The sequence below is a fragment of the Acrocarpospora macrocephala genome, from assembly GCF_009687865.1.
GTDB classification, from domain to species: Bacteria; Actinomycetota; Actinomycetes; order Streptosporangiales; family Streptosporangiaceae; genus Acrocarpospora; species Acrocarpospora macrocephala.
This window is the reverse complement of the sequence record NZ_BLAE01000068.1, coordinates 1-22,514: the sequence shown is the minus strand read 5'-3', so window position 1 is coordinate 22,514 and position 22,514 is coordinate 1. Positions and strand designations below refer to the sequence as shown.

Annotated in this window: 19 protein-coding genes and 1 pseudogene; 12 read left to right on the top strand and 8 right to left on the bottom strand. The window is 65.5% G+C overall.

Annotation, left to right across the window (positions count from 1 at the left end; all coding sequences use genetic code 11):
• Positions 1–240: 240 nt before the first annotated feature.
• Positions 241–885, bottom strand: a complete 645-nt coding sequence (locus tag Amac_RS42735; RefSeq protein WP_155360160.1) for a DUF1264 domain-containing protein — start codon at positions 883–885, stop codon at positions 241–243.
• 86 nt (positions 886–971) lie between these two features.
• Entirely contained in the window at positions 972–1,256 is a 285-nt protein-coding gene (locus tag Amac_RS42730; protein ID WP_155360159.1) for a hypothetical protein, read from the bottom strand.
• Positions 1,257–2,049: 793 nt separating this feature from the next.
• Between Amac_RS42730 and Amac_RS42725 the strand changes: the two genes are divergently transcribed.
• From Amac_RS42725 to Amac_RS42715, 4 genes are all read left to right on the top strand, one after another.
• Positions 2,050–3,927: a RiPP maturation radical SAM C-methyltransferase gene (locus tag Amac_RS42725; protein WP_155360158.1), complete on the top strand. Its 1,878-nt coding sequence runs from the start codon at positions 2,050–2,052 to the stop codon at positions 3,925–3,927.
• Positions 3,924–4,535, top strand: a complete 612-nt coding sequence (locus tag Amac_RS58205) for a DUF5825 family protein (RefSeq protein ID WP_373869933.1) — start codon at positions 3,924–3,926, stop codon at positions 4,533–4,535. Before Amac_RS42725 ends, Amac_RS58205 begins: the two co-directional genes overlap by 4 nt.
• Positions 4,536–4,539: 4 nt before the next feature.
• A complete protein-coding gene (locus Amac_RS42720) occupies positions 4,540–5,469 on the top strand; it encodes a tetratricopeptide repeat protein (protein ID WP_155360157.1) in 930 nt (309 codons plus the stop codon).
• A 256-nt stretch (positions 5,470–5,725) separates the two neighbouring features.
• Positions 5,726–6,721 (top strand): cytochrome P450, encoded by a 996-nt coding sequence (locus Amac_RS42715; RefSeq protein ID WP_170322943.1) that lies wholly within the window; start codon positions 5,726–5,728, stop codon positions 6,719–6,721.
• Positions 6,722–7,859: 1,138 nt separating this feature from the next.
• Here Amac_RS42715 and Amac_RS42710 read toward each other — a convergent pair.
• Positions 7,860–8,723, bottom strand: a complete 864-nt coding sequence (locus tag Amac_RS42710) for a LysR family transcriptional regulator (protein ID WP_155360155.1) — start codon at positions 8,721–8,723, stop codon at positions 7,860–7,862.
• Between the two features lie 116 nt (positions 8,724–8,839).
• On the opposite strand from Amac_RS42710, the gene Amac_RS42705 reads away from it, so the two are divergent.
• The 3 genes from Amac_RS42705 to Amac_RS42695 are packed head-to-tail and all read left to right on the top strand — an operon-like array spanning position 8,840 to position 10,418.
• A complete protein-coding gene (locus Amac_RS42705) occupies positions 8,840–9,499 on the top strand; it encodes a dihydrofolate reductase family protein (protein WP_155360154.1) in 660 nt (219 codons plus the stop codon).
• Positions 9,496–9,804, top strand: coding sequence for an ATP-binding protein (locus Amac_RS42700; protein WP_155360153.1), 309 nt, complete (start codon positions 9,496–9,498; stop codon positions 9,802–9,804). The genes Amac_RS42705 and Amac_RS42700 overlap by 4 nt, the downstream gene beginning before the upstream one ends.
• Positions 9,805–9,851: 47 nt before the next feature.
• Positions 9,852–10,418 carry a hypothetical protein gene (locus Amac_RS42695; RefSeq protein ID WP_155360152.1) on the top strand — a complete coding sequence of 189 codons (567 nt, stop codon included), beginning with the start codon at positions 9,852–9,854 and terminating at the stop codon, positions 10,416–10,418.
• A gap of 98 nt (positions 10,419–10,516) precedes the next feature.
• Here the strand turns inward: Amac_RS42695 and Amac_RS42690 are convergent, their stop codons facing one another.
• The 3 genes from Amac_RS42690 to Amac_RS42680 form a co-directional block, all read right to left on the bottom strand.
• Complete coding sequence (locus Amac_RS42690; RefSeq protein WP_155360151.1) at positions 10,517–11,947, bottom strand: AMP-binding protein; 1,431 nt, start codon at positions 11,945–11,947, stop codon at positions 10,517–10,519.
• Positions 11,948–11,961: 14 nt separating this feature from the next.
• A complete protein-coding gene (locus Amac_RS42685) occupies positions 11,962–12,552 on the bottom strand; it encodes a VOC family protein (protein WP_155360150.1) in 591 nt (196 codons plus the stop codon).
• A 69-nt stretch (positions 12,553–12,621) separates the two neighbouring features.
• A complete protein-coding gene (locus tag Amac_RS42680) occupies positions 12,622–12,762 on the bottom strand; it encodes a hypothetical protein (protein WP_155345834.1) in 141 nt (46 codons plus the stop codon).
• 124 nt (positions 12,763–12,886) lie between these two features.
• Between Amac_RS42680 and Amac_RS42675 the strand changes: the two genes are divergently transcribed.
• A complete protein-coding gene (locus tag Amac_RS42675) occupies positions 12,887–13,297 on the top strand; it encodes a PH domain-containing protein (protein ID WP_155360149.1) in 411 nt (136 codons plus the stop codon).
• Between the two features lie 183 nt (positions 13,298–13,480).
• On the opposite strand, the gene Amac_RS42670 is transcribed toward Amac_RS42675, so the two are convergent.
• Positions 13,481–14,140, bottom strand: coding sequence for a TetR/AcrR family transcriptional regulator (locus Amac_RS42670; RefSeq protein WP_155360148.1), 660 nt, complete (start codon positions 14,138–14,140; stop codon positions 13,481–13,483).
• Positions 14,141–14,203: 63 nt separating this feature from the next.
• On the opposite strand from Amac_RS42670, the gene Amac_RS55600 reads away from it, so the two are divergent.
• From Amac_RS55600 to Amac_RS56815, 3 genes and pseudogenes are all read left to right on the top strand, one after another.
• Entirely contained in the window at positions 14,204–14,983 is a 780-nt protein-coding gene (locus Amac_RS55600) for an FAD-dependent oxidoreductase (protein WP_218041631.1), read from the top strand.
• A complete protein-coding gene (locus Amac_RS57570) occupies positions 14,875–15,702 on the top strand; it encodes an FAD-dependent monooxygenase (protein ID WP_218041634.1) in 828 nt (275 codons plus the stop codon). Before Amac_RS55600 ends, Amac_RS57570 begins: the two co-directional genes overlap by 109 nt.
• Before the next feature lie 167 nt (positions 15,703–15,869).
• Positions 15,870–16,075 (top strand): annotated as a pseudogene (locus Amac_RS56815) (ABC transporter ATP-binding protein); the annotation flags it as partial.
• Between the two features lie 39 nt (positions 16,076–16,114).
• Here Amac_RS56815 and Amac_RS42655 read toward each other — a convergent pair.
• The gene (locus Amac_RS42655; RefSeq protein ID WP_155360145.1) at positions 16,115–18,379 is read right to left on the bottom strand and encodes a glycoside hydrolase family 3 N-terminal domain-containing protein; all 2,265 of its coding nucleotides are present in this window, start codon (positions 18,377–18,379) and stop codon (positions 16,115–16,117) included.
• A gap of 119 nt (positions 18,380–18,498) precedes the next feature.
• On the opposite strand from Amac_RS42655, the gene Amac_RS42650 reads away from it, so the two are divergent.
• The coding region (locus Amac_RS42650) for a glycoside hydrolase family 38 N-terminal domain-containing protein (protein ID WP_155360144.1) at positions 18,499–22,514 on the top strand (4,016 nt) is incomplete at its 3' end.

The following is a 22,514-nucleotide window of genomic DNA, read 5'->3' as shown; positions in this document are numbered from 1 at the left end:
TCTCCCGATCGGCGATTCTGGATCAACACCGTCAGTCTGGATCACGTTGAAGCGGCCATCCAGGGAGGCTTCACGCAAGCGGACCACGGTGCTGGCACGCATCTTCGCCAGCCAGGTCCTGGCGATGAGATGGTTTTTTACTCGCCGCGCACGAAACTTATGGGGAAGGTAAACCCGTCAGGCAGTTCACTGCGTGGGCCACAATCACCGGCGACAAGCTTTACCAGGTTCGCGCGAGCGCTAAGAGGATTTCTTCCGGGGTGTCGGGCTGTCCTCGCCCGTGGCCGTCCATTGCCGGCCGATGGTTGCGACGGACTTCGGCGGTGGCACCTGCGGCACCTCGTACCCGATGGCCTCGACCCGCTCCGCCTGGATCTTCGCTGTGGACACCCCGAACTGCTTGTCCCGCTCGGCGACCAGCTCCAGGTTCGACTGGCCGTCGCCGGTCAGGGACCACATCAGCAGCGGCTCGCCCAGCGGCAGTGGGGTCGTCGGGTCGGGCCAGGTGTGCCACGTCTTGCCCCAGGTGGTGAGCAGGTTTGTCATGAAGTCCAGCTCTTCCTGGTGGTTCATGACCGGGGCGACCAGTCCGCCGCCGAGCACCTCGTAGGTGTGTGGGTGCCAGTACTTCTTCTCCTCGTCCGGGAGGGAGCGGAAAAGCTTGTCGGACACGATGTACTCGACGCCGAGCAACTTCGCTCCCGGGCCGACCGAGTCGTACAGGAGACACTGGTGCATTCCGTGGTCGCCTTCGCCCCGCATCCCGCAGTAGTGCATGGTGGTCACCTGGACCTCGGGGTTGTTCTTGGCAACGTGGAAGCCGCAGAAGAAAAGGCCGTGATTACTGATCGGGCCCATGACCTTGTCGGCTTCTTGACGGTTCATCTGGTATTCCCCCTCCAGAACGTGCCCCGGCTCTCGCCGGTCCGCTGTTCCTACCCCGGCCGGGGGCGATCTACAGCCAAACCCGGTCAATCGAACAGCAGCCCGAAGAAGGCCTTGAACAATGCGACCTCGGCGACGACCAAGGCGATGAGCACGCAGACGAAGATGACTCCGACGTATTTCTCGGTGGGTTTGAGGCCCAGTCGGCGGCGGGCGCTGGTGAGGACGTCGTTGACGAACCCGGAGAGGAAGAGCGAGCCGTAGTAGAGAATCACCAGCGGGAACAGCAGCCAGAATGCGATCCGAAGATAAGATGCTTCCTTGTCTTGGGATTCCCGCTTTTCATCCATTGGCGGCCTTTCATGGTTCACCCCGCCAAGCTACAACAAGACACGGGCCCGAACTTTCCTGCGGAATTTTGGCGCGCCGGCAATGTGGATCTCGGCTCCGATCCGGTGACGTCACGTCGATCTCCCAGAAGGCTCTGTGGATGACCTGGACAGCCTGAGTGGCCGCCTGCTGCCGGGCGGGGATGGCGTTCCATCCGCCCAGCGCTTGCTCGCCGTCCAGATCCAGGAAGGGAAGGGCACGGGCAGGCGCCGGGAAAGGAAGCGCCGCCAGCGAGCACCCGGGCCGGCCGCCGGCCCGGTGCGGTCCAGTTCCTCCTTGAGCCGGCGGACGACAACCAGATTCCAGCACCGCATCAGCGCCGCTTCAGCCACCCCCGTCATTATGACTGTGACATTCCGGATGGACTGGATCAGGGAAACACCGCGAATCTGAAGGCCCGCATTGTATAACGGCTGGTCGCCAAGTTTGGGCAAGGGCCGATAAATCAGATTCGCGGTCGGATCCGATATTCAGTCATCGTCCGACGCGTATGACTCGATCAGAGTCGGCAACTCCTCAGGAAAGGAAAAGGAATGTCGCAGGAGCCACACGTCGTACCAGGGGATCAAGAGTCCGAAGCAATGGGCATCCTCACGATCGAAGATCTCGCCGAGCACCAGCTCCTCAGGGGCATCAACTTCAACCACAACCGAATCCTGGTGGAAGGCGACCAGATCTAGTCAGATCTAGGTCGCTGCCCGCAGGGTACGGCCTTGGTGCCGTGCCCTGCGCCGGCAGTTAAAGCTCTAAGTGCCCCCAACGGCAGGACCCGAAATGAAGACTATTGGCGAGACCGCTCAACGAGGCGCTCAATCAAGAGTCTGCCTGGTTACCATGCCATGGCAAGCTCTGGATTATCCGTCGCTGCCGCTGGGGCTGCTTCGGGCAGTGTGCAAGAAGTCGGGGCGGGACTACCCGGACACATATTACGGAAACCTGCGCTGGGCCGAATTCCTGGCCGTTCACGCCACCGAGTCGTTCAGCCTGGAAGACTACAGCCACATCAGTGATCAATGGGCATTCGAGGGAATCGGCGACTGGGTGTTCGCAGGCGCGCTCCACGGTGATGACGACTTCGGGCGCGAGGGTTTCGATGATTATCTGCGGAGTATAAAGGGTGACCCCGGCAAGGCGCATGCGATGCGGGAATACGCCGCGCGTTTCATTGATCTGGCGGCGATCGAGATCCTCGCGACCGATCCACAGATCGTAGGGTTCACGTCGACATTCTCGCAGAACGTGCCGAGTCTCGCCCTGGCAGCACGCATCAAGCATTATCGGCCGGATGTGATCACTCTTCTGGGTGGCGGAAACTGCGACGGCGTCATGGGCCAGGCAATGCACCGGAACTACTTCAATGTGATTGACTACATTGTCCGGGGTGAAGGCGAGCAAGTCTTTCCGCAACTGCTCGACGCGATCGAAGGCCATCGTGAGTTCGACACCATCCCAGGCCTGTGCTGGGCCAAGGGCAGTGACCTCATGGTCAACGAACAGAGCCGCCGGCCATTGCCAGCGAACGGCATTCCCACTCCCGACTATGACGACTGGTTCCAGCGGGTTGAGCACTCCCCCCTTCGCGCGCATCTGACGCCAAAGCTCCTGCTGGAAACCTCACGTGGCTGCTGGTGGGGGCAGGTTCACCACTGCACGTTCTGCGGACTGAACGGCTCCCTGATGGAATTCCGTGGAAAGCATCCCGACCGGGCTTTTGAGGAGATCACCGGCCTGGTCGAGCGGCACGGCGTGCTCGATATATTGATGGTGGACAACATCATAGATCATGGCTACTTCACCACGGTTCTCCCAAGGCTGGCTGAGCTCGACTGGGACATGCGAATTCATTATGAGGTGAAAGCCAACCTCAGGCCGGAGCAGATCAGCATTCTCCGCGATGCCAAAGTTATCCAAATCCAACCTGGAATCGAATCGCTCTCCACCCCTGTGCTCAAGCTTATGGACAAGGGAGTTCTGGCAATCCACAACCTTCGCACGCTAAGGGACTCAGAATCGGCTGACATCAGCGTCACCTGGCACTGGCTTGTGGGTTTCCCCGGAGAGCAGGACGATCATTATCTGCCCATTATCCGCCAAATCCCGGCACTAGTTCACCTGCAGCCGCCAGGGGGATCGACGCGTATATTCCTGGAGCGTTTCAGCCCTTATTTCGATCGGCCTTCCCTAGGGTTCGAGCAACGCCGTGCGAGAGGGTACTACAAACACATCTACAACCTGCCGGAGGAGGAACTCGACGATATCGCATACGCTTTCGACACCGAGCCCGCAGGAATTGATGAAGGCGTCAGCAGCATGCTCCGTGAGGCTCTGGAAGCCTGGATCACGCACTATCCTGAAAGTTCACTCACACGCCTCATAGACGCGGCCGGCCTGCACATTGAGGATAGACGTGCGGGCTGGCCGTCAAAGGATCATCACATCACAGATCCAAACTTGATCACTGCTTATCGAGAACTCGAACGCGGCCGATCTCTGCAGGGTCTTCGCCGACACCTCCAAGAGGCCGGGACAAATATTTCCTTCGGACAGCTCGACGCCTGGCTTCAGGAGTTGACGGACCTAGGGCTTGTCTTCGTCGAAAACGACACGTATATCACGTTGCCCACAACGAGCATCCCGACGAAGGTGCGATGATGGAAACCCTCAGTAGCTTTCCGCCCGCCCTTGGGCCAGGACCCAGAACACTCCTGATCGAAGATCAGGCGGCGTTCTTGCGGACGGACATGCCGAGCGCTGCGCGTGCCAGCTACCGAAAGATTTTCGTGGGCCTCCCGTTCGAGTTCGGCAGGACAGACGAAGATGACATAGCGTTCATCTGCCAACTTCGGGAAGCGACATCATTTGGAATAGCGGTGAGCTGGTCCGCCGACGGCTCACCGAATTGTGATCCCACTCTCCTGCATCACCTCGGGCCACCAAGTGACCTAGGCTCTCACGCTGCGGTCCTGGAAGCATGGCAGGACTCTTTCGTAAATGGTTCATGCTATTATCGGAAAGGTCCGCACTTTGCCCTGGTCCGAGACGCGCGCAGGCCAAGTCGTGTGCTGCGCCACCGGCTCACGGGAGATGCCCTGGAGCTCTTCGACAGGCTCCAAACCTATAGCAGTGTCCGCGAAATAGATGGCTACTCCTTGAGGGTAATACAATCACTTGAGGCCGCACGAATCGTCGGGCGAATCGGATCGTTTGTCACTTCCCTGCCCTGCCGAATGCGGCGATGGCCAACCGGCCTGCATCGTTAGCGGGATGACGATGGCGGTGGGCAACCAGATGAACCAGGAATCCGAACTCGTGCAGGAACTCTCATTTATCTGCGTATGCGACGAGATCGGTCGAAGCCCTGAAGAGGCAGTGGGAACACACGCGAGTCTGTGCGGCCAAGTCAATCAAGCCGCGCACTGGGAACGCCTGGGTGATTATCGCCGCGCGGGCCTGATACTCAGCGCCGCCCTCGACTCGGCCGAGAGCCAGGAGAAGCAAAACCCGCTCATTGTCGCACGGATATGCAACAGGCTCGGTGTGCTGGGAAAGTACACCGGGCAGTTCCAACTGTCGGAAGCGTACTACCTGCGCGCCCTGGAGATATGCCAAAGTGTTTACGGCGGGGAGCACGACTCGGTTGCGGGTATCTATCATAATCTCGCCGGCCTCGCTCACGCCAAGGGCGATTACGAAATCGGCGATTCTTGGGCTCGCAAAGGAATCGACATTCGAACGCGGCTACTCGGACCCGGCCACCCGTCGGTAGTGGCTGATATCGGAGCCTGGGCGGCCCTGCTCTACGGTTGTGGCCGCCTGGATGATGCGGAAGCTGAACTACGTTATGCGGTCAAAATGGTCCAGCGCCGAAATTGTCATGGGCGCGACGCCGCCGACCTCGCGACACATCTCCACAACCTCGCCGCCGTCCGGCAGTGCCGAGGTGACCTTGTGGCCGCAATCGACGGATATCGGCATGCGTTGACTCTTATGGAGGATCTGCGCGGCCCTGACCATCCCGATCTGGCCACGACACTGGTCAATCTCGCCTCCTCCTGCATTCGGTTGAACCGGGCGGATGAAGCGCTCGAATATTACCGACGTGCCATCGACATCCTCGGACCTCAGGTGGAAGAAGGCCACCCGACTCTCCTAGCCGCAAAGAACGGTATTGCCGGGTTGGAGAATGAGTCCTAGAAGCTCGGGGGCCATTCGAATTGCGAAAATATAGGGTATCTGGGCAATAGGCGTCGGGATAGCCGAATCAATAGCTTCGCCATTATTGATGGTGAGATGACCGAAAGGTGAATTGAGAATGGATGCGTCCGCTGTGGGAGGGCCGCAGGATCTCTCGTTCCTTCCTTCTCCGGAGATTCGGAAGTGGGGTGGCGGCCCTATAACGAGGTATGCAAAGAATGTCTGGATTGTCAGCGGTTACAAAGAGGCGCGAGCGGTGCTGAGCGATCCGGTTCGCTTTAGTTCCAGCATCACAAATCCGTACGCGCCGCAGCGATATGACTTCATTCTTTCCGACCCTCCTGGGCACACCCGGGTGCGGAAGGCGCTGATGCCGGAGTTCACCACGTCCAGGGTGGCGCAGCTGCGCCCTTCGCTGGAGGCGAGGGTCGAGGCGCTGTTCGGCGAGATTTCCCGGAAGAGCCCGCCGGTCGATCTGATCGAGCATCTGGTCCGCCCCGCTGTGTACGGGATGTCTGCTCGCCTGCTGGGCCTGCCAGCCTCCGACTATGCCCGGTTCAACCGGTGGGCGCATCTGTTTGAGAGCAAATCCGCGTCGGCGGACGCCAAGCACGAGGCCGGTCTTGAACTCTTCGAGTACATATCCGCACTGGTGGCTCACGCGAAAGAACACCCTGGCGACAACCTGCCGACGCGCTTGATGGCGAGGAATCCCGATTTTACCGACGAGGAGACGGCATCCATCGTCACAAGCCTCGCCGTTGCCGGCTTCAATCCGCCCAAGGGTTTGATCGGTGTCGGCCTTCTGGCCCTCCTGCAGCGTCCAGAGCGACTCGGTGAATGCTTGACCGAGCAGGCGATCCCGGCAGTGGTTCAAGAACTGATTCGATATCTCGCGACTGTGCCCGCGATATGTCGCCTGGCCACAACCGACATCCAACTCGCGAGCCATGATGTTCAGAAGGGAGATTTCGTCTACGTTAGTCTTGCGGCTGCGGGTCGAGATTCCCGCGAGTTCCATGACATGGAGAACTTCGACATCCATCGGTCTGATCTGCGCCATCTGCAGTTTGGCCATGGAATCCACCACTGCCTCGGTAAGGCCCTGACCGAGACGCTGTTCGAGATCATCCTGACCCAAATGTCGCGCAGGTTCCCGACGATAGCCCTGCACCAGCCTAAGGCGTCTCCGCATTATCTTTCTCAGGACAGCAACTATCACAGTGCCGACTACATTCCAGTGTGTTGGTGAGCATCAGCCCTGGACCACATCGCAGATCGAGCCGTCTGCATCACCAGCTTGGAGACAACCGAGGTGATCGGCGTCAGCATGCCGGTAGCCGGTGCCCGCCGCGCGGCGACGACGCTTCAGGCGAGTCTGCTAAGGACACGGCACGTTGGACGCCCATCGAGCTCTGCGGAGCGTTATCGGGTGAACCGGCGGCGTAGTGGCCGCAGCGCCGTACGGGCGGTTTGGGTGAGCAGCAGAAGTCCGGTGAGGATGACGCGCCACGACTGCGTACGACCAGGCGCTGCCCGTCTCCATGATCATGGGTGTTCGGGACGCGGAAGAGTCCCGGAGGATTCAGCGCTCCGGGGCTGGCCGGGCGGATAGCCGACGGTGAGCTGGCCGAGGGTGCCCCGATGGCCAGCGTCCAGAAACTGCGCGGCGCGGGGACCTCTTTACGCCGGGACACGAATGTGGATCTCGGGTTACCTCACGTCGATCTACCAGAGGGGTCTGTGGGTGATCTGGACAGCCTGAGTTGCCGCCTGTTGCCGGGAATGGGAAGTGTCGTCGCAGCCGACCGCCGCGAGGGCGGCCAGTGCGGTGATCGCCCACAGAGTGGTCGCCGCTTTGGTCACTGTCCTGGTCATGTACGCTTCGCTACCCGCTACAAGGACGGATAGACCAGAAAATTTCCGCACATACCGAGTTTCGTCTCGGCCGACTGCGGGCTCAGTAGCTTCTGCACCATCCTCAGCGACCCCCTATTTATGCGTCGTTTCAGTTGATCAGCTCAGCGACTACCGGGGCAAATTGGCGTATGGCTTCAGTCTTAATAACTAAGTAATCAAGCCCTAGCGGCCGACTGCGAAGTCTGATTGTCTCGCACACTTCATGGACTTCGCCTGCGCGTACAAAGGGGAAGAGGTCACTTGTTCCCTCGGGAGGGCAGTTTGGCCGCCACCCGTCGAGATGTCTTTGCCTGGATCAATGTGGACGAAGAAGACGTGCGTGGAGACGGTCGTGTCTTGCCAGCGGGAACCGATGAACTCGGCCAGGCGGTCGCTCTTGCTCTGGAACGCCTCGAAGGGTTCCTCTGGGGGCAAGGTCGTTCAGTTAGTGATTTTTGGGGTTGTGGTCTAGGAGGCGCCGGACTGACTTCCTACCGGGCGGAGTCTTGGATGGCTTGGATCAGTGCGATGGTGGCGGGCGGGTCGGGTGGATCGCCGTAGGTGGCGGTGTAGAGCCGGCGGGTGAAGCTGGTGAGTTCGGTGGTGTGGATGTCGGGTCGGCGGTGGGCTTGTAGCGCGAGTCCGGGCAGGGTGGTGACGCCTTTGCCGGCGGCGACGAGGGCTTGCACGACGACCATGTCGTCGCTGAGTGATGCGATGCGTGGAGTGAAGCCTTCTTGTCGGCACAGCGTGATCAGCTCGTTCTGGCACCGTTCGCAGCCGCCGATCCATGCGGAGTGGCGATGGTTCGCGATGCTGTCGTCGGGTCGCTGGCTTACGAGGTAGATCGGGTCGTCGCCGATGTGGATGAGGCGAAATCCCTCTTCCTCGACCGGGGCGTCGGCGTACCGGAAGATGAGTGCGACGTCGATCTCGCCCTGTCGCAGCATCTGTAGCGCTTCGACCGGGTGACGCTCGATCAGGATCAGCTCGAGTCCCGGGTGCGCCTGGTCCAAGGCGGCGGCCGCCTTCGGCACGATCGTGCTCAGCGTCGACGCGTTGGCGGCCAGGCGAACCCGCCCCGTCCGCAAACCGACCTGCGCGGCTAGCTCGTTGGTTGCCGCGTCGACCCGTCCCACGATCTCGGTGGCCCGGTTGGCCAGCAGTTGTCCTTCCGGGGTCAGCCGGATCCCGCGACCCACCCGCTGGACGAGCTTGACACCGGTGGCCGCTTCCAAGCGAGACAGGTGATGACTCACCGACGGCTGCGTGTAGTGCAGTTCCCTCGCTGCTTCGGTCACGGACCCATGTCGCGCCACTGCGGCCAGGACCTTGAGATGGACCAGGTTCAGCATAGATAGAAGATATCGATGTGAACTTCGAATGATTGGCATTAGACGTCATCTATGCATACGGCCATGCTCTCTCGTGAGGGCGCCGGACGGCGGCGCCGAGCCAACTGAGGAGCATGATGAGCAAGCTCAGGTGTCACATCTCGATCTCGCTGGACGGTTTCGTCGCCGGTCCGAACCAGAGCGAGGAGAACCCGCTCGGCGAGGGTGGCGAGCGGCTTCACGACTGGGTGGCTGCGCTGGCCGCCTTTCGCCGAGCCCACGGCGAGCAGGGGGGCGAGGTGAACGCGAGCACACCGGTATTCGAGGAGTCGATCGAGAACATCGGCGCTGCGGTGATGGGCAGGAACATGTTCGGCCCCATCGGCGGTGGTGCCTGGGGCGACGAGCAGTGGACGGGCTGGTGGGGTGACAACCCGCCCTACCACTACCACGTGTTCGTCCTCACCCATCACTCGCGTGATCCGGTGGAGATGGAGGGAGGGACCACGTATCACTTTGTCACCGACGGAATCGAGTCCGCGCTCGAGCAGGCGAAGAAGGCCGCCGGCGGCAAGGACGTCATGCTGTGGGGCGGTGGCCACGTCGCTCAGCAGTACCTGGCAGCGGGACTGCTGGACGAGCTCGAGCTGCACGTCGTTCCGGTGTTGCTCGGTGGCGATTCTCGCCTCCTCGACAACCTCGGGGACGCGGATGTGCGGCTCGAGCAGGTCCGGGCCGTCGAGGCACCCGGCGTCACCCACCTCAAGTACCGGATCTTGCCGGGTGCGGCGTCATGATCGTCGGTGGGGCGCTGTTGGTGGCGGTCACCCGTAGCCTCGGCGACATCCTGATCGAGGTGACCGATCGAGGCTCGCCCGCCAGCACGCCCGCGATCCGGACGCCGCTCGACGGTGAGAGGCCGGGCGGGTTCGGCCTGGTTCTGGTCGAGGAGCTCGCCTCGGACTGGGGCTCCTACACCCTGCAGGACCTCCACGACACCTGCCAGGTGGTGTGGTTCACCCTGCCCCATCCCGGCGACACCGACGGAGCCCGCGGCGGGGTAAAGCGGCATTCTCGAATGGAATGCTTTGAGCGTGTTTGAGAGGGGTCTTTGCAACACCGTGATCTTGGTTGGTGAGACTGATTGGTGTGCAGGAGCAGGGCGAGTGGTGGGCGGCGTTGTCTCCGCAGGTTCGTGATCGGATCGACGAACAACTTCGTCGTCGGCGGATGATTCAAGCCATCGTGCTGTTGCGGTCCGAAGGCGGGCTTGATCCTTCGCCTGGCCTGTATGAGGCGCAGAACATGTTGCGGGAGCGATCCGTCTGGCTCGCCGAGCAGGGCTTGGTTGACCTTGAAGAACCGCCGGTGGGGGTTCCACAGCTGATCGAGATGGTCAATGCGATCAGCGAGCCGGTGGTCGCGGTCGAGGCGCTGTGGGACGGAGATACCCAGGGCTGGTTCGTAAAGCTGGTCGCGATCGTGCAACGGCCGGGTCGGCACCATCACCGCTTGGACGAGCGGCCACTGGCGCTGTTTCGTCGCGGGAGCGACCTGCGCTTGTTCAACGGCGAAGTTCCGCCTTGGCCGGAAGCCGTCGAAGCCGCCGAGAAAGGCCAGGCGGTAGCCCGCAGCCTCGGCGTGCCGTTCCACTTCGCCAGCCCGGACACACCCGATGACGGATTGCCACGCTGGTGGGACTCACAGTCTGCTTGACGAACGTGATCAGGTCCGACGGGTAACCACGGCGAGCAGACGACATCTATCCCCTCTACCCGCGCCAGTCATCGATGTCACCCCTCGCGAACACGCTCTCAGGGCGGGTTCTCGGTGTCGTACTCGCCGGGGGGATTGTCGCGGGGGAGCAGGTGTTTGGCGACTCGGGCGGTCGGTGTGCGGGGGAGGGCGTCCACGGTCTGCCAGAAGCGTGGGACCTTGAACGCGGCCAGTCGTTCGCGCGCCCACGCGTGGAGTTCGGCGAAGTCGAGTTCTCCGTTCGCGGGGACGATGAACGCTTTCACCTCTTCTTCGGACAGTTCTGACGGGACGCCGATGACCGCGCATTCGAGTACGTCCGGGTGGGCCGTCAGGACCTCCTCGACCTCCAGCGGGGACAGGTTCTCGCCGCGGCGGCGTAGGACCTCTTTGCGCCGGGACACGAACGTGTACACGCCGTCGTCGTCTACGGTCACCAGGTCGCCGGTGCGGAGCCAGCCGTCTTCGGTGATGACCTTGGCGGTTTCTTCGGGCATCTCCCAGTAACCCGGTGTCACCGCGGGATTGCGCAGCAGCAGTTCGCCGTCGTCCAGGCGGGCGTGGTTGATCGTGCCGAGCGTCGGGTGCTGGCGGACCGTGCCGAGCGTGCCGTACGGGCGGGACCCGCGTGGCCAGATGAGGCCGTAGGGGGACTCGGACAGGGCGTACCCGACGATGATGCGCAGGCCGAAGCGGGTTTCGATCTCCAGTTGCCGGTCCTTGGCGGGGGCCGGGCCGGTGTAGCAGAGCCGGAGCGGGGTGTCGGCGTCGCCGGGGAGTTCGGGGCGGCGCATGAGGATCTCCAGCATGGCGCCGATCGCGTTGAACTCGGTGGCGCCGTGGCGGCGGGCCGCGTCCAGGAAGCCGCCGGCCGAGAAGCGTTCCAGGAGGATCAGGCCCGCTCCGCAGGCCAGGGAGCCGAGCACCGAGTAGGCGGGGGCGTTGATGTGGAACAGCGGCAGCGAGGTCATCAGGCGGTCCTCGCGGGTCAGGCCCATCCAGAACGGGAAACCCTCACCCGCCAGCGCGTACGCCCGATGGGTCTGCATCACCAGCTTGGAACGCCCGGTCGTCCCGGAGGTCGGGATCAGCGTGGCCAGATCGTCCGGCTGGACCTCGACTCTGAGCTCCGCGCTGGTGCCGGTCAGGTCGCCGATGTCCAGCCGGGGCACGCCCGGATCCCAGGATCCGTCCGTAATAAAAAACCGGGGGCGGGTCTGCGCGGCGATGCCCGCCAGCTCCGCCGTACTGCTCGCCGGGTTGACATACACCGCGACCGCGCCCATCGACGTCAGCGCCAGCCAGCACAGCAGGTACGGCGGGGTATTGCGCGCGGTGACCAGGACGAGATCGCCGCGCCTGATCCCGGCGGCGCGCAGCGCGGCGGCGGCGCCGGCCACCTGGCCCGCCGCCGCCTCGAACGTGAGGGTTCCGGCGTCGGTGCGCAGCCAGACGCGGCCCGGGTCGCGGTCCGCGGCGGCCCACAGCAACCCGGGGATGGTGCCTACGCCGACCGCCGGATGTCCTCGATGATCGCATCGACCAGCACCGTCGGCACGGTGTGATCCAGCACGCCGTTCTCCCGCAGCTCCACCACGGCCGGAACCGGGTCAGGATCGGCGAACAGCTGCGGATCGCTGTAGTCGACCGGCCGCCCGGTCGGGTCGATCGTCCACCACGACGCCTCCAGCGCGATCCCGTTCGGGTCGCTGAAGTAGATCGACCGCAGGAAACCATGGTCGATCACGTCGGTGACCTCGCAGTCGTGCGCCTTCAGCCGATCGCGCATGCGCTCCAGCGCCGCCTCGTCCGGCAGGTAAAGCGACAGGTGATCGAACTGCGAGGCCTTCTCGTACGGCACGCCGGCCGGTTTCGCGTAGGTGTCGAGATCTTTCCCGGTGAACTCGAAGAAGGCGATCGTGTTGCCCGGCGCCACCTCGAAGAAGTAGTGCCGGAAGTCGGGGGTGGCCAGCGTGGTCACCAGTCGCGCGTCCAGAACTCCGTGCCAGAACCGCACGGTGGCGTCCATGTCCGGAGTGACCAGGGCGAGGTGGTGCACGCCACGCCAATGCATGGTGTCGGGTGTCGCAGCCATGCTTCGACGCTACGCCGCCACACCGGATCTGGGGAGACGCAACCGGTAGAAATTTCAATCAAATCGGGGTCAGTTGGGTATGGGACCCTCCTCGGTGAGCGCCTCCAGCATCTCGGTGAGGTGGGCGACCTGGGTTTCGAGGCCGCGGACGCGCGCCTCCAGCTCGACGAGCGTGGGGGTCTGAAACGCGTTGCCGATCTGCCTGCTCATCGACCCTCCGGCGGTGCATATCGTAAGCACGCGGGGCAGCGTGCGCGGGATTCCCTATACCCCAAATATCCGCCTTCGCACCTCAAAGCGAAAGGTCAGGCGGTTGCGGGTTAAGGTGGCTTCCATGGTTGATCTCCCGTCGCGCGAATGGCGCGTCGCACCGTCGATCATCGTGCTCAAGGTCATCGGCGCCGTCCTGCTCGCCGTCCTGGCCCTCACCGCCGACGGGCGCGGCCTCTTCCTGGCCGGGATCGCCGCCCTCGGTCTCGCCGGTCTCGCCGTCCGCGATCTCCTGGCCCGGGTGCGCCTGGCCGCCGACCACCACGGCGTCACCGTCATCACCGGCTTCTCCGGCCGCCACCACATTCCCTGGCCCCAGATCGAACGCATCCGCGTCGACTCCCGCGCCCGGTACGGCACCCGCATGCAACTCCTCGAACTCGACACCGGCGACAACATCCACCTGTTCAGCAAGTTCGACCTGGGCGAACCGGTCGTCCCGGTCGCCGAGGTCCTGATGCGCATGCGCCCATGACCCAGCTCAGCTAAGGGACTCCAGCTGGCCGGACTCGGCCTCAGGGCGACGTCGCGAGGCCCGCGTGCGCCTGCCGTTCACGCCGCCGTAGTTCACCAGCGTTGACTCACCGCCTCAAACACCTGTTCCCAGGTCTTGGCCATCAACCGACAGCCAGGCCCGTCCGCCTGGTCGTGCGGAAGCTCAGCGTGTGCTGGCTCGTGGGGGGATTTCCCGCGAACCGGCGTCGGTGGCGTCGCGGGTTCCGGTCTGGAGTAGCGCGAATGCCCGGTCGGCGTCCGCGACGGCCTCGGGATACACCTCGTCGGCGGTTTGCCCTGCCACGAGTCTTTGCCAGTTGGTCCGGGCGAGCACCCGTTGGACGGCGATCACTTGTGCCGCCTGGAGTCGTGCCGTGATGTCACCGCCGAGGGCGGCGGCCAGGGCCTCCTCGTCGTCGAGCATGTACTGGCTGACCCGTGCGGCCAGGCTTGGCGTGGTGAACACCATGCGGTGGAAAGTCAGAACCACGGGATGGTCGTTGAGTCCCGTGACGGGGTCGCGGCGGTCGAGGCCGGACCGGAAGTGCCGGTGCAGTGCGGTCAGCGACGAGATTCCGGGCTGGCGGTCGCGCACCACCCGTGCGGCCTCACCCTGGTGATCGGCGAACCGGTGCAAGAGCAGATCCTCTTTCGCGGTGAAGTACCGGAAGAGGGTCGGCTTGGAAACCTCGGCGGCCGCGGCGATGTCGGCGACCGAGACTCGGTCGAAGCCGTGGGCGAGAAACAGCGAGATCGCCGCGTCGGCGATGGCGTCGCGGGTCCGCGCCTTCTTGCGGGCCCGCAGTCCAGTCGGTTCAACCACATGAACAGGGTAACATCTATTACCAGGTTGCGTTTTTAACCGAGTAACGATTTGATGCTCGCTATGACGCAGACCGATGTTCTTGTGGTGGGCGCCGGCCCGACCGGCCTCACGCTCGCGTGCGACCTGGCCCGCCGTGGCGTCGCGGTACGCATCGTCGATCGAGCGCCCGAGTTCCCCCACGGTTCGCGCGGTAAGGGGCTGAGCCAGCGCAGCCTGGAGGTGCTCGACGACCTCGGCGTGGTCGACCGGCTGCTGACGTTCGGGATCACGCACCTGCCGCATCGCAAATATCGAGGCGCGGAAGTCGTCGCCGAGATCGACCCGGAGGCCGACCGGGTGGCGACGCCGGACATGCCCTACCCAACCGGTCTGATGATCCCGCAGTGGCGGGTGGAGCGAACGCTGCGCGAGCGGCTCGCCGATTTCGGCGTCGCCGTCGAACTCGGCGCCGAGCTGCGGGTGATCAGCCAGGACGCCGACGGTGTGACCGCGACTGTGGGAGAAACGCGGATCCGGGCGCGGTACCTGGTCGGCTGCGACGGTGGCCGCAGCACCGTACGCAAGGCACTCGGTCTGCGTTTGCACGGCCAGACGCCGGACATCCAGCTCATGGCGGTCGGCGACGTCGAGGTCGAGGGACTCGGCCGCGACGCCTGGCACCAGTGGTTCGCCGGCGGCGGCGCGATCATGCTCTGCCCGCTGCCGGGCACCGACGCCTTCCAGGTCCAGGCATCGCACGAGCTCGGCCCGGACGGAACCCGCTGGAGCCGACGCTGGAAACCTTCCAGCGGACCTTCGACCACCTCGCCGGAATCCCCGGTGTGCGACTACGCAATCTGACCTGGAGCTCGACCTACCGCGTCAACGTCCGGATGGTCGACCGGCTCCGCGTGGACCGGGTTTTCCTCGCCGGAGACGCCGCGCACGTGCATCCCATCGCCGGCGGCCTCGGCATGAACAGCGGCATCCAGGACGCCTACAACCTCGGCTGGAAACTCGGCCTCGTGCTGGGCGGCAAAGCCACGCCGGGGCTGCTCGACACCTACGACGAGGAACGGCTGCCGATCGCGAGCTGGACGCTCGACATCACCTCGGAAGTGCTCGACGCCGTCCTCGCCGCGATCAAGGAGTCCGGCGGCGGCGTGGACGCCGCGGCCTCGCGCGAACTCACCCAACTTCAGCTCGGATACCCATGGAGCCGGCTGTCCCGCAACGCCGCGAGCCGATCCAGCGGACCGCAACCAGGCGACCGGGCACCAGACGCCCCCTGCCGCGACCCGTTCACCGGAACACCGAAACGCCTGTTCGACCTCTTCCGCGGACCCCATTTCACCCTGCTCGGCCTCGGCGAACGCTGCGCCGCAGCACTCAACGACCTCAAGACCGACATCGTCAAGCCCTACCTGATCGGACCAGGCGGCCTCATCGACTACGCCGGGCACGTGGCACACGCATACGGCCAGGACGCCCAGATCATCATCCGCCCGGACGGCTACATCGGCCTGATCGCCGACGCGGACGACGCATCAGCGGTCGCCGACTACCTCCGCTCCCTGTAAAACCATTCGCACTCCCGCCGAATGCTCAAGGCGAACTGCGCGACTTCATACAGTGATCCCCGGGATCGTTCGGGGGAACCCACCTCCAGCCCGTCACCGGCCCTCGGGACACCCACACCTCAAGTAATCAGCCGGTTACGCGGAATGGCTCACTCCCGTGCGACCCTTTGCTGCTCGCCGAGCCGACCGACAACCTCGATCTGGCCAGCGCCGAGAGGGCTTGGCGTCCTTCGCGGCACCGTCCTAGCCGACAGCTCACGATCGCTGGTTCGCCGCGGACTTCGATCGGTTTCTCGTCTTCGGCGCTGATGGGACCGTCTACGAGAGCGACGAGCCGGTGTGGGATGAAGCTCGTGTCGAGCGATCACGTTAAGGGGCCCTCGGCGGGATTCGCGCCGAGGGCCCGATCCGGTCAGGCGGTCGTGCAGGTGGTGCCGTTGAGGGTGAAGGTGGCTGGGTTGGCGTTGGTGCCGGAGTAGCTTGCCTGGAAGCCGAAGGCGGCGGTGCCGCCGTTGGCGTTGAGGGTGCGGTTGTGGTCGACGTTGCGGGCGGTGACCTGCTGGCCGGACTGGGTGACGGTGGCGTTCCAGGCGTTGGAGATCTGCTGGTTGCCGGAGAAGGTCCAGCCCAGGGTCCAGCCGGTGATGGTGGTGGTGGATCTGTTGGTGATGGTCACTTCTGCGGTGAAGCCGGTATTCCAGGAGTTGGGGCGGTATGCGACCGTGCACCCGGTGGTCGGCGAAGGAGAAGGCGACGGGCTGGGCGAAGGTGACGGCGAGGGCGAGGGCGAGGGCGAAGGTGAGGGTGAGGGCGACGGGGAGGGAGATGGTGAGGGGGACGGGGAAGGCGAAGGGGAGGGGCCGCCGTAGGTCAGGCCGTAGCCCTGGGGGAAGAGTGGGGTCTTGCCGTCGCCCGCGTTGATTGGTTGCTGGCTGGCAGAGTTCATCCACGTCATGGGGAGTTTGCCGGTAGGGGCGTAGTCGCCGAACAGGACGTCGGCCACCCCGCGGCCTTCGGTGCCGGGAAGCCAGGCCGCGACCAGCGCCCGCCAGTTCGCGATCTGCGCGGCGATGTCCATCGGCCGTCCCGAGACCAGCACCACGATCACCGGGACGCCGGAGGCCTGGAGGCGTTGCAACGTCGTCAGATCGGTGCTGTCCAAGCCCATCGCGCCGGTCCTGTCACCGTTGCCCTCCGCGTACGGAGTCTCGCCGACGACGGCGATGGCCGCCCGGAAGGTCGAGTCGATACCCGTCCCGGTCTGGTTGTACGTCACCTGGGTCCCGGATCCGACCGCGTCACGAATGCCCTGCAAGATCGTGGTCCCCGGCGTCGTGTTCCCGGACGAGCCCTGCCAGGAGATCGTCCAGCCGCCGCTCTGGTTGCCGATGTTGTCAGCGCTCTTCCCAGCGACGAAGATCTTCCCGCCGGTCTTGGCCAGCGGCAGGACATTGCCCTGATTTTTCAGCAGAACCTGGGACTTGCGCACCGCTTCCCGCCCCAGGGTCCGATGCGCCGCGTTGCCCACGGTGCCCGTGAGGCTGCGGTCGGTCAGGGGACGGTCGAACAGGCCGTACTCGAACTTCTTGGTGAGGATGCGGCGGTTGGCGTCGTCGATCCGGGACATGGGGATCCGTCCCGCCGTGACCTCCTGCTTGAGCAGCGTGATGAAACGGCGGTAATCGGTCGGGACCATCACCATGTCGATGCCCGCGTTGATCGCCGTGGTGACCTCGGAGGCCGTGAACCCGACGCCGCCCTCGATCTGGTCGATGCCCGCCCAGTCCGAGACGATGAACCCGGTGAAGCCCAGCTCGCCCTTGAGCACGTCGGTGAGCAGGTAACGGTGCCCGTGCAGCTTGGAGCCGTTCCAGCTGCTGTAGGACACCATCACCGAGCCGACCCCGCGCTGCACGGCGGCCTGGAACGGAGGCAGGTGGATCGCGCGGAGCTCGGCCTCGCTGATCTGGGTGTTGCCCTGGTCGTCGCCGCCGGTGGTGCCGCCGTCGCCGACGTAGTGCTTGGCGGTGGCCAGGATCCCGTTGCCCTGCAGGCCGGTGATGATCGAGGTCATCGGGCTGACGAGCGCGGGTTCCTCACCGTAGGACTCGTACGTCCGCCCCCAGCGATCGTCGCGCGCCACGCACAGGCAGGGCGCGAACGTCCAGTCGATGCCGGTTCCCGCCACCTCCTCGGCGGTCGCCTGGCCGATCCGCTGGACCAGGTCGGCGTCCCGGGTCGCGCCCAGGCCGATGTTGTGCGGGAAGATCGTCGCGCCGACCACGTTGTTGTGGCCGTGCACCGCGTCGATCCCGTAGATCATCGGAATGGCCAGCGGCGTGCCCAGGGCCTGCCGCTGGAAGTTGTCGTACATGTCCGCCCAGGACGTGGCGTTGTTCGGCGTCGGGGCGGAGCCGCCGCCCGAGAGGATCGATCCCAGCCGGTAGGTCAGCACGTCCGACACCGGGTTGATCGCGGCGCGGTCGGCCTGGGTCATCTGCCCGGCCTTGTCGTCCAGCGTCATCCGGGACAGCAGGTCGTTCACCCGGGTCGCGACGGGCAGGCTCGGGTCCTGGTACGGCAGCGCCGCCGCCGTCGCCACCCGGCTGGGCACGACGGTCAACGCCGAACCCAGGAGCACGCTGACCAAAGTCAGCCGTGCGAGGCGGAATGTCATGGATCCTCCCTAGATATCCCGAGGACCGTACGAACGCGGTAGTTAAGGGTCAATGAAGGGCGCGTTGCACTCGCGGTGACCTGCTCCTTTCCCGGAAAGTTTCACGGCATGATCGGGGAATGCGCATCGTCGAGGTGGAGTCCACCGAGCTGTTCACCGAGGGCCCGCGGCAGATCGTGCGGATCACGCTGGCGGACGCCGTGCCCGGGGTGCCCGTGCGGGTGGCGGGAGTGGGGGTGGCGGGCGAAAGCCGTACCGACCAGGGGGAGACCGTCGAGGTGGCGGTCGGTGCCGAGCATCCAGTGGGGGCGCGGGTGCCGATCGTGGTCACCGCCGGGGACGCGGAGGCGGCCGGGGAGCTGGTGGTCGCGGAGCCGGGGTGGACGGTGTGGATGGTGTCGCATTTCCACTATGACCCGGTTTGGTGGAACACCCAGGCGGCGTACACGGCGACCTGGGATCACGCGGGGGAGGCCGCGCAGGCTCACCGGTCGGGGTTCCAGCACGCGGGGTTCGAGCTGGTGAAGCTGCATCTGGCGACCGCGAGGCGCGAGCCTGACTACAAGTTCGTGCTGGCCGAGGTGGACTATCTCAAGCCGTTCTGGGACGCGCATCCTGAACATCGGGCCTACCTGCGGCAGCTCATCCAGGACGGCCGCGTCGAGATCATGGGGGGCACGTACAACGAGCCCAACACCAACCTGACCAGCGCCGAGTCGACGATCCGCAACCTCGTGCACGGGGCCGGGTTCCAGCGGGACGTGCTCGGCGGGGATCCCAGGACGGCCTGGCAGCTGGACGCGTTCGGGCATGATCCGCAGTTTCCCGGGCTCGCCGCGGACGCCGGGCTGACGTCGAGCTCGTGGGCGCGCGGGCCGTTCCACCAGTGGGGGCCGATGCTCGGCGGCGGCGATCCGGCCAGGATGCAGTTCCCCGCCGAGTTCGAGTGGCTGTCGCCGTCCGGCCGGGGCGTGCTGACGCACTACATGCCCGGCCACTACAGCGCGGGCTGGTGGATGGACTCGGCCGCCTCCCTGGAGCTGGCCGAGGCCGAGGTCTACCGGCTGTTCCTGAAGCTCAAAACGGTCGCCGCCACCCGGAACGTGCTGCTGCCCGTCGGCACCGACTACACCCCGCCCAACCGCTGGATCATGGACATCCAGCGGGACTGGAACGCCCGCTACGTCTCCCCACGCGTCGTCTGCGGCCTCCCCAAAGAGTTCTTCACGGCCGTACGGAGCGAGCTCGACCATTTCACCCCGCAGACCCGCGACATGAACCCCATCTACACCGGCAAGGACGTGTCGTTCATCGACACCAAACAGGCGCAGCGGCACGCCGAGGCCCAGCTCGTGGACGCCGAGAAGTTCGCCACCCTCGCCGCCGTGAGCGAGGGCGCCCCCTACCCGTACGCGGAACTCGACAAAGCCTGGCGCCAGCTGGTCTACGGCGCGCACCACGACGCGATCACCGGATCCGAGTCCGACCAGGTCTACCTGGACCTGCTCACCGGCTGGCGCGAAGCCCACGACCTCGGCCGCGACATCCTCGCCCGCTCCCTGACCGCGCTCAGCGCCGACCTGGACGGCGTCGTCGTCTGGAACCCGTCCTCCTGGCCGCGCACCGACGTGGTCCGCGCCCGCCTCACCCTCCCACCCGGCTGGTACGGCATCGCCGGAGACGTCCTGCTGGAGAACCCCGACTACCACGACGACGGCAGCCTGCGCGCCGTGGACGTCGTCTTCCTCGCCGAGGACGTGCCCAGCCTCGGCTACCGCACGTTCTCCTTCGCTCCAGGCTCCTTCACCGGCTGGACCGAACGCGACGGCGACCGGATCGCCAACGCCACCCACACCATCGTGGCCGACCCCCGGCGCGGCGGCTGCGTCTCCAGCCTGCGCGTCGCCGGGCGCGAACTCCTGCGCCCCGGCCGCGTCGGCAACGAGCTCGTCGTGTACGACGAGTACCCGGCCCACCCCACGTTCCACGAAGGCCCCTGGCACCTGGTCCCCAAGGGCACCGCGACCGGCTCCGCCGACACCACCGCCGAGGTCACCGTGGCCGAATGCGCGATCGGCCGCCGCCTTCTCGTACGCGGCCGCGTCGGCCCGCTGACCTACCGGCAGGAGATCACCCTCTGGGACGGCCTGCCCCGCGTCGACCTGGTCACCCACGCCGACTTCGAGGGCTCCGACCAGCTGGTACGGCTCCGCTGGCCGATCCACATCCCCGGCGCGCTCCCCGTCAGCGAGGTCGCCGACGCCGTCGTCGGCCGGGGCTTCGCCCTCATCGACACCGACTCCGCCGACCACCCGTGGACCCTCGACAACCCCGCCAACCACTGGTTCGCCCTCTCCACCACCTGCCGGATCGGCTTCCACGCCATCGGCGTCGCCGAGATCATCGCCGCCGCCGACACCCCCGCCGGCCAGCTCCGCGCCCTCTCCACCGCCCTGGCCCGCCAAGGTGTCACCTCCACCTGCTCAACCGGTGCGGGCCCCCGCTACGGCAACCTCGCCGTCGACTCCAACCTCCCCGACGTACGCATCGCGATCGGCACCCCCGAGACCAATCCCTTCATCGCCACCCTCTATCCGTCACGCGAAGAACAGACGCCGTCGGCCGAAGGGCAGTCGATCCATGCCGCCGAAGATGCCCTCCTCACGGCGGCCCTTCTCCCTGGCGGGGTTACGCGCCAATGGATTCCCGCCCATGAGCCTCTCGACAAGGTCTGGGTTCCCAGCGCCGACCTGTCGGATCCGCGCGCTCTCCCGGTCCTGGTCGTGTCCGGGCCCGAGGAGGTCGACGCCCTCATCGAGGACCTGGCGGACGCGGTCGTCGAGGTGCCGTCAGAAGAACCCTTCGACGATTACACCGTTGGCCTGATAAATCGGGGTATCCCCGGGTTCGCGGTGGATTCGGAAGGGACGATGCATGTGTCGCTGATGCGGTCGTGCACCGGCTGGCCATCGGGGGTGTGGATCGACCCGCCGCGCCGTACCACTCCCGACGGGGCGAACTTCCAGTTGCAGCACTGGACCCACACCTTCGAATGCGCGCTCGTCGCCGCGCCCGGCGACTGGCGGGAGGCCGGCCTGGTCCGGCACGGACACGACGTCAACCACCCGCTGCTCCCGCTCGTCGCCGGTCCGGCGGGACCCACCCGGTCGCGGTCGTTCCTGGCCACCGAACCCGGGGTCGTGCTCGCCGCGATGAAGGCGACCGGCAACCCCATCGCCTCCGGGCGTACGCCGGACCGGGTCGCGGGCATCACCCTGCGGCTCTACGAAGCCCACGGGCGCGACGCGTCCGCGAGGGTCACCTCCGTGCTCGGCGGCTGGCAGCGCGCCGACCTGCTGGAGAACGTCACCGGCCCCGCCCCCGAGGTCCTGACCGGCATGGAGATCGTGACCCTCGTCGCCGGCGTGAACCCCACCGCGCCACCGCTGCCCGCGGCCGAACCCCACCAGCCGGTCTTCACGCGCTACTGGCTCGACAACACCGGCCCCGCCCCCACCGGAAACCTGCCGATCGCCGTCCACCTGTCCGCCGCCGACCTCGACGGACCCGGCGAGCTCACCCTCTCCATCGCCTCCTCCCTCACCGAGGACACCGCCGAAGGCCTCGTGACCCTGCACGCCCCCAGCGGCTGGCTGGTCGAACCCGCGATCCGCCCGTACGTGCTCCCACCCGGCGGCCACGCCACCGTCCCCATCCGCTTCGCCCTGCCCCCGAGCGTCCGCGACGGCCTCTACTGGCTCCGCGCCCGCACATCCTTCGGCGACCAGGAATACGAGGACGTCACCCGCGTCCACATCGGCGGCCGCCACCCCATCGGCCTCGACGTCACCACAACCGGCTCCCTCTCCCTGAAATCCGGCGAAGAATCCGAAATCATCGTCCGCCTGAGGTCCGGGGCCCTCACCCCCGTCTCGGTACGAACCCAGCTGATCAGCCCATGGCCGACCTACGACATGTTCCCCACCTGGAACACCGGCGCCGTCGTCCCCGCCGAAGACGACACCGAAGTCCGCTTCCCCGTCATCGCCCGCCACCCCGGCCGCTGGTGGGCCCTGGTCAAAGTGGCCTGCGCCGGCTGGCTCCACTACACCGAAACCATCCAGGTAGAGGTACG

Excerpts from the sequence above, each read along its gene's own strand:
- Amac_RS42735 (WP_155360160.1), bottom strand. The coding sequence starts at position 885 with ATGAACCGTCAAGAAGCCGACAAGGTCATGGGCCCGATCAGTAATCAC.
- Amac_RS42725 (WP_155360158.1), top strand. The coding sequence starts at position 2,050 with ATGAAGACTATTGGCGAGACCGCTCAACGAGGCGCTCAATCAAGAGTC.
- Amac_RS58205 (WP_373869933.1), top strand. The coding sequence starts at position 3,924 with ATGATGGAAACCCTCAGTAGCTTTCCGCCCGCCCTTGGGCCAGGACCC.
- Amac_RS42720 (WP_155360157.1), top strand. The coding sequence starts at position 4,540 with ATGACGATGGCGGTGGGCAACCAGATGAACCAGGAATCCGAACTCGTG.
- Amac_RS42710 (WP_155360155.1), bottom strand. The coding sequence starts at position 8,723 with ATGCTGAACCTGGTCCATCTCAAGGTCCTGGCCGCAGTGGCGCGACAT.
- Amac_RS42705 (WP_155360154.1), top strand. The coding sequence starts at position 8,840 with ATGAGCAAGCTCAGGTGTCACATCTCGATCTCGCTGGACGGTTTCGTC.
- Amac_RS42700 (WP_155360153.1), top strand. The coding sequence starts at position 9,496 with ATGATCGTCGGTGGGGCGCTGTTGGTGGCGGTCACCCGTAGCCTCGGC.
- Amac_RS42685 (WP_155360150.1), bottom strand. The coding sequence starts at position 12,552 with ATGGCTGCGACACCCGACACCATGCATTGGCGTGGCGTGCACCACCTC.
- Amac_RS42680 (WP_155345834.1), bottom strand. The coding sequence starts at position 12,762 with ATGAGCAGGCAGATCGGCAACGCGTTTCAGACCCCCACGCTCGTCGAG.
- Amac_RS42675 (WP_155360149.1), top strand. The coding sequence starts at position 12,887 with ATGGTTGATCTCCCGTCGCGCGAATGGCGCGTCGCACCGTCGATCATC.
- Amac_RS55600 (WP_218041631.1), top strand. The coding sequence starts at position 14,204 with ATGACGCAGACCGATGTTCTTGTGGTGGGCGCCGGCCCGACCGGCCTC.
- Amac_RS42655 (WP_155360145.1), bottom strand. The coding sequence starts at position 18,379 with ATGACATTCCGCCTCGCACGGCTGACTTTGGTCAGCGTGCTCCTGGGT.